Source organism: Idiomarina sp. HB, from assembly GCF_048059115.1.
GTDB lineage: Bacteria > Pseudomonadota > Gammaproteobacteria > Enterobacterales > Alteromonadaceae > Idiomarina > Idiomarina abyssalis.
In genome coordinates, this window is the sequence record NZ_JAYLVU010000001.1 from 1021194 (window position 1) to 1037024 (window position 15831).

10 protein-coding genes and 1 tRNA gene are annotated in these 15831 nt (G+C 46.9%); 3 read left to right on the forward strand and 8 right to left on the reverse strand.

Going from position 1 to position 15831, the window contains the following annotated elements; all coding sequences use genetic code 11:
- Window positions 1–137 precede the first annotated feature (137 nt).
- Window positions 138–938: a hypothetical protein gene (locus VBY75_RS05075; RefSeq protein ID WP_416511337.1), complete on the forward strand. Its 801-nt coding sequence runs from the start codon at window positions 138–140 to the stop codon at window positions 936–938.
- A 92-nt stretch (window positions 939–1030) separates the two neighbouring features.
- Window positions 1031–1804: a hypothetical protein gene (locus tag VBY75_RS05080; RefSeq protein ID WP_416511339.1), complete on the forward strand. Its 774-nt coding sequence runs from the start codon at window positions 1031–1033 to the stop codon at window positions 1802–1804.
- 292 nt (window positions 1805–2096) lie between these two features.
- On the opposite strand, the gene VBY75_RS05085 is transcribed toward VBY75_RS05080, so the two are convergent.
- The 6 genes from VBY75_RS05085 to VBY75_RS05110 form a co-directional block, all read right to left on the reverse strand.
- Window positions 2097–2184: transfer RNA gene (locus VBY75_RS05085), tRNA-Ser, on the reverse strand.
- Window positions 2185–2230: 46 nt separating this feature from the next.
- Window positions 2231–3862 (reverse strand): methyl-accepting chemotaxis protein, encoded by a 1632-nt coding sequence (locus tag VBY75_RS05090; RefSeq protein WP_416511341.1) that lies wholly within the window; start codon window positions 3860–3862, stop codon window positions 2231–2233.
- Window positions 3863–3982: 120 nt separating this feature from the next.
- Complete coding sequence (locus VBY75_RS05095; protein WP_054486874.1) at window positions 3983–4642, reverse strand: gamma-glutamyl-gamma-aminobutyrate hydrolase family protein; 660 nt, start codon at window positions 4640–4642, stop codon at window positions 3983–3985.
- On the reverse strand, window positions 4615–5592 hold the full coding sequence (locus VBY75_RS05100; protein WP_416511344.1) for an amidoligase family protein: 978 nt from the start codon (window positions 5590–5592) through the stop codon (window positions 4615–4617). Before VBY75_RS05100 ends, VBY75_RS05095 begins: the two co-directional genes overlap by 28 nt.
- Window positions 5585–6970 (reverse strand): M28 family metallopeptidase, encoded by a 1386-nt coding sequence (locus VBY75_RS05105; protein ID WP_054486870.1) that lies wholly within the window; start codon window positions 6968–6970, stop codon window positions 5585–5587. Before VBY75_RS05105 ends, VBY75_RS05100 begins: the two co-directional genes overlap by 8 nt.
- 95 nt (window positions 6971–7065) lie before the next feature.
- Window positions 7066–8979: a PilZ domain-containing protein gene (locus tag VBY75_RS05110; RefSeq protein ID WP_416511346.1), complete on the reverse strand. Its 1914-nt coding sequence runs from the start codon at window positions 8977–8979 to the stop codon at window positions 7066–7068.
- A 70-nt stretch (window positions 8980–9049) separates the two neighbouring features.
- Between VBY75_RS05110 and VBY75_RS05115 the strand changes: the two genes are divergently transcribed.
- Window positions 9050–9895, forward strand: a complete 846-nt coding sequence (locus tag VBY75_RS05115) for an SDR family oxidoreductase (protein ID WP_278356010.1) — start codon at window positions 9050–9052, stop codon at window positions 9893–9895.
- Between the two features lie 6 nt (window positions 9896–9901).
- Here the strand turns inward: VBY75_RS05115 and VBY75_RS05120 are convergent, their stop codons facing one another.
- Together VBY75_RS05120 and gltB are read right to left on the reverse strand one after the other, a co-directional pair.
- Window positions 9902–11323, reverse strand: coding sequence for an FAD-dependent oxidoreductase (locus tag VBY75_RS05120; protein WP_416511349.1), 1422 nt, complete (start codon window positions 11321–11323; stop codon window positions 9902–9904).
- Complete coding sequence (gene gltB / locus VBY75_RS05125; RefSeq protein WP_416511351.1) at window positions 11323–15789, reverse strand: glutamate synthase large subunit; 4467 nt, start codon at window positions 15787–15789, stop codon at window positions 11323–11325. Before gltB ends, VBY75_RS05120 begins: the two co-directional genes overlap by 1 nt.
- Window positions 15790–15831: the final 42 nt, after the last annotated feature.

Genomic DNA, 15831 nt, shown 5'->3' on the forward strand with positions numbered 1-15831 from the left:
AAAAACGGAGCGCTTTCGCCCAGGCTTCCGTTAGGTTAATCTCTTGTTATTAGAAAAAGGTAAAATTTTCGGCATTCAATTTCCAACTAAACTATCAAAGCGTTCCTTAGCGGACGACGTTAAACAAAGAGAAATATATGAAAAGGATTTTTAATGAGTTTATGTCTGGTGGCCCCCAAACAAAGCTTTCGATTATATCGGACATTTCAACTATTCTTGGAGTGTCGGTTGCTACGTTTGTGGCAGGGCCATTTATGAGTGAGTTCACTGGGATTGAGTTTGATATCACCGACTTCCTTTTGTCAATAACGTTTTATTTCATGTGTCTATATGCGGCGTTCAGCATACTCTACACTAACGTGAAGTCATCGATTAAATACGTTCAAGAAAAGCAGACAAATTACGCAGTTTTCAATACCTTATTCTTATTTTTTTTAGTAGCTTGCTCTTTTGTTGTTTTTCCACATATAAAGTACTACAGCGGAAACTTATTTAACGTAAGTTACTTACTACCAAAACCAGCAGCACAAGCAATTATTTCTGCTGATGAAGTGACTAGCACTTTAGAGCAAGAAAAATTAAGAGTCTCTGCAAGGCTTACTTTTAACGACAACTTCAATGTGAAAGACTATGTAGCGTTGCTTTATTACAAAAATCATCGTGGACTTTTCGAAATAAAGAAGTACGGAGGCGACTATAGCAACGATTATGAAATTACAATCAATAATAATGGCTCACTTACAGCTCCATTCAGTTTTTCAGAAAACAATTATCCTAAAGATATGTATTTGGTTGTTTACCGAGAATCGGATTGGTCCTTGGTAGATTCGCTGGGAACCAAACCTGGCTATCCATCTGATCTTCTCCAAATTCCGAGTTCCGAAATTGATGAGCTGGAGGCCTTCTCTGTACGAGTCCCCCCTCCAGAAGGAAGTTGACTTTAATGCAACTTATCGGCACTGGGTGTGGTTGGATAATATATACGCTTTCTTACAGCATTCAAAACCTTAAATGACTAAAAGGTACTATAGTGATAGACGAAAAGGATATACATGTCAGGAATATAAAGCTGATATCTTCATTTTTTATTGTTTATTGGTTATTAGATTTAACACCCTCTGGAGATAGCATTATTCGCTTACCATTTATAAGTTATGAAATACATAACCCAAGCCTTCTCCCCTGGTTAGCAAATATTTCTCTTATTTACTTCTTTTGGAGGTTTTGGTTATCAACCAATACGGTAGGTAAGTTCTTCCATAGTTATAGAAATTTATTTAGTTCGAAATTTGATAAAATTAACTTAATAAATACCCGTTATAGAGGAATTCTTATGGAAAAGGCAACAGTGGAAATAGAGCGCTTTATTAATCAAGAAGCAGAGGACATTTTAAAAAGCCTAATCCCTAAGCTTACCAAAGATCAAGTTGATAGCATAATATCATCCTCTTGGGAGGTGGTATCTATAACTAAAGGAAATAGTGGAACCCCACTCAAAGCCAAAAGTTTTTTAGCGATAGTCCAATGGAATGCTAAAACTAGTCGTGGTGAAAATTTTAAGTATCATGTACCTGTCAATATAAGTTGGTACATGTTCTGTTTTACAAAGATCCGTTGTTTTTTAACCGCTATTTTCATGCAAGAAAGGTTTGCGACCTATACCCTTTCTTGGGTTTGGTTCTCCCTGGCTATTTTATCCTCAATATTAATTCTTATCGATTTCAGTCCTCAGGACCTATCAACGAGCTTTAAGGGAATCACTAGGAGTGTTAGCGATATTTTACTTCCTTTTTCCGAAAGTTAGAAATGAGAGGTTTTTCGAGTTTTAACGCGGTAAAGGTAGGTTGGAGAGCGCTTCATGACTGTCACCTGTTGTGGTTAAGTTATGTGGCAAATAAAAGAACACGATGCAAAACTGATAAGGCCAGTTAAATCAACTGGTTATGAGGTATGACGGAGAGAGTTTAACTCGGGCAGCGCTGAGGCGCTGTTCAAAACGGCTTTCCTGCCGTTTTGTCGAACATATAGGGTTCTCATCAAGTCCTCACTTTCTGCAGACACAAAAAAACCGCCTCAAGGGCGGTTTCTTTTGTATCTGGCGGAGAGAGAGGGATTCGAACCCTCGATACGTTGCCGTATACACACTTTCCAGGCGTGCTCCTTCAGCCACTCGGACACCTCTCCAGAACGGCCGCTATGGTAGGGGTTTTAGCCGTTCTAATCAAGGGGTTTAAGCAATTTTAAAGCGCTTCATGCCATTATTTAACCGTTTTGCTAACTCATTCAGTTCACGGCTGGCCTCGCTAATTTGCTCTGAGCCTGCTGCCGTTTGCTCCGCGGCCTCTGTAATTGAGGAGAAGTTTTGATTAATTTCCTCTGCAACCGCTGTTTGCTCTTCCGCTGCAGTAGCAATTTGCGCATTCATATCACTCATTTTTGCCACAGAATTATTGACCGCGTGTAAGGACTCACCGGCTGAACGAGCTTGCTTCACACTTTCTGCCGCTTTCTCCCTGCCTTTGTCCATCACTGAAACGGCATCAGTCGCACTGCCTCGCATGGTTTCAATTAAGCTTTGAATACTGCGGGTTGAATCCTGTGTCCGGTTCGCCAGCGCTCTTACTTCATCGGCAACTACGGAGAAACCCCGGCCATGTTCGCCAGCTCGTGCCGCTTCTATAGCTGCGTTTAATGCTAGTAGGTTTGTCTGGTCGGCAATGCCCTCTATCACTTCCAGCACCTTGTGAATTTCCGCCGTGTTGTCAGACAGTTCACCAATGACTTTAGCAGCACCTTCAACCTGGTTGGCTAACTCTTCAATGGAACGAACTGTCGCTTCTACCTCGCGGCTGCCCGCAACTGTTTCTCTGTCGGTATCATCGGCCAACTGCGCCGCCTGCTCAGTATGCTGAGCAACTTCACGAACCGTTTGCGACATTTGATGAATAGCCGTAGCGCCCTGAGTGGTTTGTTCTTGCTGCTGAATCACCAGTTTTTGGTTATTCCCCGCCGTTTCAGCAAGCTCATTCGATGAATTCAGAATAGTATCCGCGGACTCATTAACATCTCCCAGAATACTTCGTAACTGGTTCACCATACGGTTAACATCAGCCATCATGCTATCTTCATAGCGTGTATGGGTTGAGACGGTTAAATCGCCATCGGCAATGCGTTGCAGAGCTTCTGCGGCTTCCTCAGGTTCACCGCCAATGGTGTGTGTCAGTTTCACTACGATCTGCCAGGCCACCAGTCCGCCACTGATAATGGCAAACGCAGTAACCCACCACATCAAGGTGGCAAAGTTCTCACTACGGCTCATCACCTCTTCCGTACCGGCAGAAATGCTTTTTTCTTGATAATTGATAAAGGTGTTAATGCGGTTTAACCACTCCGCATAAATTGGCGATACTTCATTCAGAACGTATTCCTGAGCCTGTTGCCTTTGGTTCGAGTTTAACAGGCGTTCTGTTTCATCAGCCGCCGCCAGGCCCTGAGCCTGAATGTCTTCAATTTCACTCAGTAACTCACGTTCTTTACTGTTCACCAACTCGTTGTCCGAGAAAATATTAGCCATACCGTTATCGGCTTTGCTGTAATCCGATTTAAGATCAGCAATTAGATCACGTAGTGGTGGGCGTTGATCGGTATTTTCTACCAAAACTAAGTCACGCAGGGCTATTGCACGGTCATGCACACTGCCCCGAAAGTTAATAGCAAACCGTTGTTTTTCACTACCCACTTCGTTAACTCTCACCAGGGTTTTATCAATTTCACCAACCTGATATGTACCGACAATGGTGGTTATAACAAGTAATAGCAGAATAAAGGCAAACCCTGCATACAAACGATTTGCTATGGTCATTTAGCGCTCCAAAGGCTTTTTAATAAGTCGATTCTAAGTTGTTGAACGGTTATACAGATTGAAACGCAGAATGGATCAAAAAAATTGATAAATTGAGGTAGGTATAATCGATATGTTCAATTATTGTTTAATAAGCCAACGAAAAATTCGAACTTGGCTAGGTACATAAAATAAGTATTCAGGGTGCCACTGTACACCGATAATGGTTTGCTCATCCTGCCCCTCGGAGGCCTGCAAAAAGCCATCCAAGTCCCAACCCACAGCAAGCATACCAACACCCGTTTTTTTGACGATTTGCGAATGCAGGCTATTAACTCTCAGTTTTCGCTTTCTACAAATCTTCGCCAATTTACTTTTAGGCTCAATAAATACCTGCTTAGTGGGTAAAAGTCCCGGGCGGTTATAGGTCAACTGACGCAATTCCCGAATGTTCTGGTCAAGTTCGCCACCGAGCACTACATTAATTAACTGCGAACCGCGACAAATGCCTAACAGCGGCTTCTTATTCTCCAGAGCCCAGCGTATCCAGGCAATTTCGAGTTCATCGCGATCAGGGTCATACTCGCCGTCACGCTCTGGCGGCTGGTTATATTGTGAGGGGCTAATGTCGTCCCCTCCTCCAATAATCACTGCATCGATATTGTCCGGCTCACAACGGTGCCTGACACTCGAACGCAAAGGACGAGCTCCAAGGCATTTGAGAATAAGCCAGGTACACCACCACGACGGAGACCAACGTCTGGCGGTTCCGGTTACAACCACTCGCGGTCTTTCAGCCATTGCTCCAGCCTTTCTTTCCAGTCTTTTTCTGAGACACCAATTAAGGGACGCTCAGCGTCAATAAACGCTTGTTTCCAATAGTCTAACGCTTGCTGATCATTAGCCAGAGCGTCGACCACCCACCAAACTTTCCAGGGCTCGGTTAACTGCCAGTCAGGATGTTCAAGCTGACAGTTCGGTAAGCGGTAATGAAAAGTCGGACGGGCCTTTATCTTTTTGTCATCTACTGCTCCCATCACTTTTTCTTCATCTAAGAAAGCCAAGAGAGGCAACATATCCAAAGCACGGTTACGAGTGGCGTTGTGCTTAAGGTAGTCATCGATAAGCTGTTCCTGAGTCACCTCATGTTGGTTAACCAACAGTCGGATGTAGGCCTCGGGGTATTTATCGATGTAAGGACTGAGTTTGCGCGTTGTATCGACGCGATGCGCTTCAACCAACCACCACTGCAACAGAGAGAATGCCTGTAAATAACGCAGCAATACATTGGCACTTAATGATGGCACTTCGGGGTTAATATGGACACCATAAGCCGCTATCCAGGACTCATCTGTACCTTTTGCTCCGGCTTCTCTCAGCGCCTCCGTTAAGGTAAGTAACTGCTCACATTGCTCCAGCGTTAACGGCGGGCAGACAATTTCAATGGGCACAAGGTTTTCAGCAAGACTGCCGAGTTCTCGCACCCAGGCGGACTTGTCTCCGCCCTCTGCTTTCGCTTTTCGTTTTAAATAGTCCCAGTCAATCTCAACTTTAAACGAACCAAGACCGTCCACCTCAATTTCTTGTTCCGCTTTGGAAACAGAAACTAACTCACCGGGCAGTACTCGCTGCATGACATCAATAGTCTGGCTTAAAGTTAAGCCGCTAAATTCCAGTTCAAAACCGACTTTTCGGTCTTCGCCTTCATAATTTAGCGGCTCAGTTAATGCTTTAAACGACTCATTACTCAATAGAAAATGTCCCCGCTGGTCCCGGAAATACAACTGGGCTTTCGAAGCCATCGTTACTGACACTAGCTACACCAAAAATGTAATTATCGATCACCACATTTTCCAGTGTGTACTCGTTTACATTACCAACGTAGCGACTGAACTGCCACTGTGGGGCACTGGTTAAACGCCAGTAAACTTTATAACCCGCAATATTTTCTTCATCTTCTTCCTGGGGTGCCCAGCGTAAAGTTGTATCCGGTTTTACTGCACCTTCTATCTCGACATTGGCAGGTGGTCTTGGTGCCCACGACATACTTGCCATAGAAACCGCGTTCAACGCAGTTAGTTTAGCCGCGTAATCAAAATCGACACCCTCTATGGTATCGCCATATTCAATACCATTCTCAACACGAAGGTCCTGATGCTGACGATTATAGTTTTCGTTGGTTTCCATAATACGGATACCCGCATAACCTAAATCGTTAAAGGGTCTGTGGTGCCCGCCACGACCAAAGCGATCTAAGCGATAAACAATCATCGTGTCTAAGTTGTTGATGTAACGATCCGCCACTGTATCAATATAGCGTGCCAGGTTGCGTGAGGGAGAGTCTACTTCACCACCATAGAAACGACGCATGGTCGCTTCGCGGTCTGATTCATTCATACGGGTGCCCTCAGCAAAAATCCGTGCTGTGGTGTTATTAATGACTCCGTTAATGCCTTCAATGTTACCAATCATGTCATTATTAAGCACCGCGGTAAGGTGCCAGCCCTCTTCTTTGGCTTTTTCGGCCAGAATTTTCCCGCCAAACAGACCTTGCTCTTCACCGGCCAGGGCCGCATAAACAATAGAACCGTCGAATTCGTATTGGGTTAACACGCGTGCCGCTTCTAACGCACCGGCGACACCAGAGGCGTTATCGTTTGCACCGGGAGCGTCTGAGGTATAATCCATAACATCGCTAACGCGCGAGTCAATGTCTCCGGACATCATCACGTAACGGTTAGGGTCCGTTTTGCCCCGTTGAATGGCAATAACACTTTTCACTTCCACAGGGTCAGGTATGCGCGTTTCACCGGAAATTGTATCGCTGACATACATGACTTCAAGACAGCCGCCACAGGCTTCGGATATACGTTCAAATTCGGCAAAAATCCAGCGTCTTGCGGCACCAATACCACGCGTATCCGACTCGGTTTCAGATAAGGTATGACGAGTGCCAAAGTCGACCAGAGTCTGAATGTCACTTTCAATACGATCGGCCTGCATTGCACCAGCAATTTCGTGCAGTTTCTCCTGCTCTTTATAATCGATACCGTCCTGCGCCATAGCCGTTAGCGGTAATGCCAACCCTATGCTTGCTGCTAAAAGCGGATTTGCCCATGATTTCAACATAATTGAACACCTGTTATTAAATAAACAATGATTTGATTATGGGGCAAATACCCGACGATGGAAAGCCACGGCCATCAGTCATACAAATAGTTGACTTACGACGGCACAGTCAACTCAGACAGGTCAATGAGAGTCTGGGTCACGTCAGTCAACGTCATAACCGCCTGAAGCTGAGAAAAGTTGTGCTCCAGTTCTTTTGCCCGATGCGGTAAGTAGCGGTGAATATAGGACAAACTTTCACTCAGTTCCTCTGGGAAGCGGTTAGCACAGGGCTGGGCTGAGACCAGAACCGCAACAAAGTTACTGTTGTCGTTTAGAAAGCGTATATATTCCGCCGCCTCTTCAAAACTCTCGTATTCTCCAATATCTCGCCCCATAACCGCTTCTTTTTGAAGCGCACTGCTTACTCTTAAAATCAGAATACGCGACGAAAACTCATTCCCATCCGATAACTGACGAAGCTTCTGCCTTATATGGGAGCTGAGCCGTCGCCCACCAAGAATCCGGTCGCCATTAGCTAACCAAAATTCAGTCTCATTAAACAATGTGGGCAAGCCTTCTGTTAACGACATTAGCCCGGCAAGCTCAGGTTTCCACTCAACGCCTCGTTTATAGAGAAAGAGCGCATTCGACAATACATGAGGAAAAATCTTATGTTTTGCTGAGGACTCATCACTGAGTAGCTTGAAATTTAATTTTTCCGCCCCTTTAGAGCGGTAGTCCTGCAACCTGGATAAATCCGGCTTTTCATCCGTTTTATTCTGCCAAAACGGTGTCCTTATTGGATTTAGCTCTGCGTAAACAAGCTGCTTTTCGTTACTATGGGTTATTGTTAGTTGGTAACAGCGCGTACCATAGCCAGCAGCCCGTAGCGCACTCAAGGTGGCCATTAAAGACTTATCTGTTTGCAATGCCTGTAGAGGAAGTAAGTACTCGCGCCAGACTTTATTCACCGGCAAGCTAATACGAAAAAATGTCACTTGCCGACGGGTTTCTTTTCGGGAGCCTCTTAACTCTGAAACGCTGGTTTGCACCCACGTCTGCTCAAGAAGCTCAGCAAGCAAGTCCCCTTGATGCTGTTGCCAGCTATTCAGTAGTGTCTGGTTTGCTGCTGTTCTTATTACCGCAAAGGTACTGGAGTTGTTGCTAAGAAGAATAGGCAAAGCCTGAATCGCATTAAACCAGTAATTCTCATGCCCCCGCGCAATGACTTGTTGTGCGACATGTTCAACATTAATTTTGTAACGCCTTCTGGACTTGGTCACAATGTCTGACAGAAGCAGGCTGAGGTCATCATCCGACGACTCATCAAAGCGCTTTAAACGCAGATATAAACAGGTATCTCTATTTTTTACGCCGACAACCCGGTATTCGTAGCCAGTATTAGCATCAAAAGTAAAATCATCTGAAAAGCCACAAAAATAGAGAGTTACACGAGCATGCTTTAATCCAGTCAACTGCTGTTCAAAAGGAAGTTTTAGCTGTACCCCTGAATGTGAAACATCCACCGTCATGGCATTTAACCTTTGCCCGTCAGCAAGTTCCATTTTCACTGCGGTAACCAGATTCACTCGTTCTTCACTACGCTTATATTCATAGCCAGCCACAAAGTTGTCTAGCGCATTGTCCTGTTCTTCCTGCTCCTGAGCTTTATGTTCAGCAAGTTTTTGATGGTGCGCTTTTAACGCCAGTATTTTTGCTTTGGTGTCATTGGTAAAAACCCCTTTATACGCACGTAAGCCTTCTTCAAATATTTTTCTGGCGGTTAAGTCAAAGTAATGTGTGCGGCCTTGAAAGGTATAGGGTTCAACTTCCGCAGGAATTTTTTTGCGGAGATCAACAACGCCCAATGCGGGTTTGGCCAGTTCGGTAATTTGCATGCGAAGCTTGAGCTTTTCCGGCCCGCTTAAGTGCGCTGTTTTGCGTTTAAACAGAGACTCAAATTGAGAGCGATGGTAATCTGTTTTAAGCTCATCAACTAAGGTTTCTATTGGGGCGTCACTGCTCATAATGGCTGCTGGTCAGTATCGTTATTATTTTGTTCAACATTTAATTTACATTAACGCTAAGAGGATCTTCATGCAAACGCTTTTACTTGGTTACGGTGATATTGCAGACCGCGTCGCGCAAAGGCTTAGCGCATTTAAAAACCAGGTTACCGGAGTTTGCAGAACACCCGGCAATAAACCCGTGCGCCCGGGTGTCGACTTAATAGCTGCTGACCTCGGCAACGAACAAGAGCTTTATCAGCTGTTTAGACAGAAATGGGACAACGTCTTGATTACTCTCACCCCGGCGAAAGGAGCAGAAGATAGCTATCACCAGGGTTATGTCGTCCCCTGCCGACATCTGCAGCAAGTATTATCACAGCAAGCCCATCAGCCGAATATTATTTACGTTTCCAGCACAGGTGTTTATGCGCAACGCGAAGGCGAATGGATAGATGAGAACAGTCCAACTGAACCTACATCAGCTTCCGGTAAGGCATTATTGCAGGCGGAGTCACTTATTCATGCGTTGCCGGGGCCAACGTCAATTCTTCGTTGCAGCGGCATTTACGGCGAAGGTCGTGACTTTTTACTGCGTCAGCTCAGTCAGGGAAAAGTCCAGTTGCGCGACAGTTGGACCAACCGCATACACCAGGACGATGTCGCAGGCTTTATCGTCCACTTGTTGACAGAAGTCATCCGCCCTCTTCCGGTTTATCTAGTCAATGACGATGAGCCCGTGAAGCAATATGAAGTTTACCAATGGCTTGCTCAGCAGCTCGGTCTGGAACTGCCGGAAAATATCGATACTGAGGTAGGGCCCAGAGGCTCCAAACGCTGCCTGAATAAAGGCCTTAAAGACAGTGGCTACCAACTGCAGTACCCCAGCTTTCGTCAGGGTTATGCAGCTTTGGTTAAACAGTGGCAGCGTCAATAACGCTGCTTACTGGCTGTCAAAGTAGTCCAGCATCCCCTCGGCTGCATTGCGCCCTTCAGCGATGGCGGTCACGACTAAGTCAGCGCCACGTACCATATCACCGCCGGCAAAGATCTTCGGATTACTGGTCTGCATAGCAAATTCGGTATCGCCGGTGGCAAGCACGGTACCCCAGTCGCTTAGTTCCACTTTGTGTTGTTGTAACCATTCTGGTGGGTTGGGCTGATAACCAAAAGCAATAATCACCGCTGTGGCGGGCATCAGAAACTCTGACTCAGGCACCGGCTGCGGCCTGCGCCGGCCATCTTCGTCAGCCGGACCGAGCTCCGTGCGCACCATTTTCACACCACTGACTTTGCCTGTACCGTCAGTAACTACCTCCAGTGGTTGCAAATTAAATTCAAAAGATACGCCCTCTTCCCGGGCGTTCTGCACTTCTTTGCGGGAGCCCGGCATGTTGCCTTCGTCGCGACGATACGCACAAACAACCGACTTGGCTCCCTGCCTAATCGAGGTTCTGACACAGTCCATGGCCGTATCACCACCGCCAAGTACAACCACGGTCTCGTCTTTAACATCAATAAGCGGATACTGAGACATAGGCTCATGAGCCATAAGTCGTTGGGTATTGCCAATTAAAAATGGCAATGCCGGATAAACGCCCTCTGCATCCAGACCTTTTAATTTACCATCCAGCGCTTTATAGGTTCCCAGAGCCAGAAATACCGCATCGTAATTGGCTTCTAACTCGGCGAAGCTGATGTCTTTACCAACATCAACACCCAGCTTAAATTCAATGCCCATGTTGGTAAATATTTCACGCCGCAAAGTCATGACCGCTTTATCCAGCTTAAATGGCGGAATGCCGTAGGTCAGCAGCCCGCCAATTTCCGGGTAACGGTCGTAAACTACGGCTTTGACACCATTACGTGCCAATACATCTGCACAAGCAAGACCAGCGGGCCCGGCACCAATAACCGCAACGCGCTCGCGGCGCTGAATAACACCACTTAAATCCGGCCGCCAGCCTTGCTTAAAGGCCTCATCGACCATTTGTTTTTCAATACTGCCAATAGTTACCGCGCCAAAATCGTCATTGAGCGTGCATGCTCCCTCGCACAGGCGATCCTGAGGACATACCCGGCCACAGACCTCCGGCAGGCTATTGGTTTTATGCATGAGCTCCGCCGCTTCAATAACCCGACCTTCGTTAGCCAGCTCCAGCCACTGAGGAATATAGTTGTGAACCGGACACTGCCATTCACAATAAGGATTACCGCAATCCAGGCAACGGTCAGCCTGACCTTTTAGCTGCACGCCGGGCATCGGGTCATAAATTTCTTTGAATTCAATTCGGCGCTCTTCAACCGAGCGTTTGGGCGGGTCAATGCGTTGTACGTCTAAAAATTGATAAATATTCTTGTTCATTACATCACCTGCACGCGTAATTCGGCGGTAGATCGAGCACGATGCCCCAGCAGCTCTTTTACGTCAGCCGTTTTTGGTTTCACAATATAAAAGCTCTCCACTACCTGCTCAAAGTTGCGCAGTAATTCACGCGAATACTGGCTGCCCGTCGCTTCGTGATGCTCATGAATTAAACCCCGTAAGTGCTCCTGAATAATTGGTGTATTCAGTGACACCGCTTCAACCAGTTCGTGATTCAGTCTTCGGTGCAAGTCGCCGTCACTGTCTCTTAAATAAGCAAAGCCACCGGTCATTCCTGCACCAAAGTTGATGCCGCATTCACCCAAAACCACCACAATACCGCCTGTCATATATTCACAACCGTGGTCGCCAATACCTTCAACAACAGCCGTAGCGCCGGAGTTACGCACCGCAAAACGTTCGCCGGTACAACCTGCAGCATAGAGTTTTCCTCCGGTTGCACCATACAAGCAGGTATTCCCCATAATGACGGCTTCATGACTGTTATAGCGGCAGCCCGCAGGTGGTTTAATGGTAATTTCTCCCCCGGCCATACCCTTACCCACGTAGTCATTCGCGTCACCGGTTAAGTGAAGTTTTAAGCCTCCTGCATTCCATGCCCCGAAACTTTGACCGGCGGTCCCCATAAAACCTAAGGTGACAGGCGCTACCGCCATTCCCTGGTTTCCATATTGCCTGGCAATATGACCGGATACACTTGCGCCTACCGACCGATCATCGTTGCGAATGGTCAGCGACCAGCGCCCGCCATTGCGTGCATCAATCGATTCTTTGCACAGTTCCAGTAGATGTTGGTTGAGCTTGCCCTGGTCATACGGCGGGTTTTTGTCCGTGCAATACAATGAATGTTCAGAGCGAACCCCGGCTGATTCCAATAAAGCGGTCAACTGTAACTGTTGCTGACGTTTGGTTTCCCCCGGCAAACGCTCTAGTAAATCAACCCGTCCAATGGCATCGGTTAACTGAGCTAAACCGAGATGAGCAAGAATGTCCCGCACCTCTTCAGCCATAAACTCAAACAGTTTTACAACGCGCTCGGGTAAACCAGAAAAGTGCTCACGACGTAAGGTTTCATCTTGCGTAGCCACACCCGTTGCACAATTATTGAGATGGCAAATGCGCAAATATTTACAGCCCAGAGCTATCATCGGAGCAGTACCAAAGCCAAAGCTCTCTGCCCCTAAAATTGCCGCTTTCACAATATCCATACCGGTTTTTAAACCGCCATCAACCTGCAGACGAATTTTATGGCGCAGGTTATTCGCTACCAAAGCTTCGTGCACTTCGACCAACCCGAGTTCCCAGGGTGAACCTGCGTACTTGACCGACGTCATGGGGCTGGCGCCGGTACCACCGTCATAGCCTGATACGGTTATCAAGTCGGCATAAGCCTTAGCCACCCCGGTCGCAATAGTGCCAATACCCGGCGTTGAAACCAGTTTTACAGAGACTAAAGCTTTAGGGTTTACCTGCTTTAAATCAAAAATTAGCTGAGCTAAATCTTCAATGGAGTAAATGTCATGATGCGGCGGTGGCGATATTAATGTCGTACCAGCCACCGCGTAGCGTAGTTGCGCTATTTCCGCAGTGACTTTTTCGCCGGGTAGTTGTCCGCCCTCTCCAGGTTTTGCACCCTGCGCCACTTTTATCTGAATCACATCGGCGTTCACCAGGTAATGAGGTGTCACTCCAAAGCGCCCTGAAGCCACTTGTTTAATTCGGGAATTTTTTAAGCTGTTAAAGCGTTTAGGATCCTCGCCTCCTTCTCCGGAGTTTGAATGTCCTCCAATTTGATTCATTGCTATAGCCAGAGCCTCGTGGGCCTCAGCGCTTAACGCGCCTATGGACATAGCCGCTGTATCAAAACGCTGGTAAAGGCTTTCCTTCGCTTCAACTTGGTGTTTTTCAAGCTTTGCTGTTTCAGGTAGTTTTATACTGAGCAGATCACGCAGGTGGGTTACCGGCCTTTGATTCACAAATTTAGCGTAAACGTCGTAATCTCTCTGCTCACCTGTTGCAACCGCGCGTTGTAAGGAGGTGACCACATCCGGGTTATACGCATGGTATTCCCCACCATGCACATATTTCAGTAAACCACCCTGAGCCAGCGGCTTACGCTTTAACCAGGCTTTGTGGAAGCTTTGCTGGAGATCCTGCTGAATATCATCAAAGCCGGTACCATCAATTCGCGCCGGCACGTTTGCAAAACAAAGGCGGCGTACATCTTCGTTAAGCCCAACAGCTTCAAATAGAGAAGAACCGCGGTATCCGGCAACTGTTGCAATGCCCATCTTCGACAGTATTTTCAAAAGTCCTTTATTCAGACCTTTCCGGTAGTTCAGCAAGGCTTCTCTAATATCCAGAGTTACTTTGCCGCGAGCAACCAATTGCTCCACCGTTTCATAAGCCAGGTAAGGGTAAACTCCAGTAGCTCCCAAACCCAACAACACCGCCATGTGATGAGGGTCTCTCGCAGACGCTGTCTCAATAATAATGTTCGAATCGCAACGTAAGTCATTAGCCACTAAAGCCTGTTGAACAGCACCAACTGCTATCGCAGCCGGTATCATCAACTGTCCGCGCTGCAAGCCTCTGTCACTCAGTATCAGAATAACGGTTTGATTGTTCTTAACCGAGTCTTTTGCATTTTCAACAAGGCTTTCTATCGCCTGCCGTAAGTTGTTTTCCTCCGGCTTGAAAGCCAGCGAGAGTGTTGTTGCGCGGTAGTGCTTTTCATCCAATTCGCGTAACTGCTTTAAATCGGTATACATCAGAATGGGTGACTCGAACACCACCCTGTCAGCATCACCAGAAGCTTCGTTAAACACATTGTGCTCGCGTCCAATTATGGTTGAAAGTGACATCACGTGCCGTTCGCGAATGGGGTCAATGGCAGGGTTTGTTACCTGTGCAAACTGCTGTCGAAAATAGTCATAAAGTAAGCGAGGTTGTTTGGAGAGAACCGCAGTCGGTGTGTCGTCGCCCATTGAACCAACAGCTTCCTGGCCATCTTTCGCTAATACACTGATAATTTGCTGTAACTCTTCTTCTGAGTACAGGTAAGCTTTATGCAATACCAGCATGGTTTCATCGTCATAAAGACGCTGGCCCAGTTTATCTGCGTGACTGCGTTCAAACGGAATTAAGTGACGACGATGCTGTTCCAGCCATTGTTTATAAGGGTGGCGCTGTTTTAATTCATCTTCTATTTCGTCGTTGTACCAAATTTTACCGGTATAGGTATCCACCGCCATCATTTGACCCGGCCCTAAGCGCCCTTTTTCTATGACTTCCTGTTCGTCGTAATCCCAGATACCCACTTCAGAAGCAATGGTCAGAACACCAGAGCGCGTTAATACATACCTGGCCGGGCGTAAACCATTGCGGTCCAGACTGCATGCGACGTGTCGACCGTTACTCATCACCACGCCTGCCGGCCCATCCCAGGGCTCCATGTGCAGCGAGTTAAACTCATAAAAAGCGCGCATTTCATCAGACATTGTCGCGTCGCCTTGCCAGGCGGGCGGTATCAGCAAGCGCATAGCCCGGAATAGATCCATACCGCCGGCTAACAACAGCTCCAGCATATTGTCCAGCGAAGCAGAGTCCGAGCCGGACAAGCCGACTAACGGTTTTGCATCCTGTAAGTCGGGTAGCAAAGGGGTCTGAAACTTGTAAGCCCGCGCCTGCGCCCATTGCCGGTTACCTCTTATGGTATTAATTTCGCCGTTATGAGCCAGAAACCGAAATGGTTGAGCTAAAGGCCAGCGCGGTTCAGTATTAGTTGAGAAGCGTTGGTGGAATACGCAGATGGAAGTTTTCATATCGGAGTCGGCTAAGTCCGCATAATAGGCGGGCAAATCCGCTGCCATCATTAAGCCCTTATAAACCAATACCAAACTAGAAAGCGAAGAAATATAAAGTTCTTCCTGATTAGGAATGAGCTTCTCAATTCGCCGACGCGCCATATACAGGCGTCTTTCTAAGTCTTTCTTTCGCCAACCCGGGGGAGCAGACACCAGAACCTGCTCTATAACAGGCTCAGACGACTTAGCACCTTCCCCCAGCACTTGGTTATCTACGGGCACTTTGCGCCAACCTGTGACGGCTAAGGTCTCTCTCTGGAGTTCTTGTTCAATAAGTTGGCGTGCGGTTTCGCGCTTATCGTTGTCTCGACTGAAAAAGAGCATTCCAACGGCAAATTTTTTGCTGAGCTGCCAACCCTCTTTTTCAGCAAATTGACGGAAAAATTGCTCTGGCATTTGCAGAAGCAAACCACAACCGTCACCAGTCTTACCATCCGCACCAATACCGCCGCGATGCTGCATACGATCCAAAGCCTTAACGGCTGTAGAAATCAACCCTTGCCGAGGCTCACCATTAACGTTAGCAATAATGCCGAAACCGCAGTTATCACGCACTTCAGTCGGATCATAAAACCCCATGCAAATTCCACCCGAATAAATATTCAATAAATTCAGATTAGC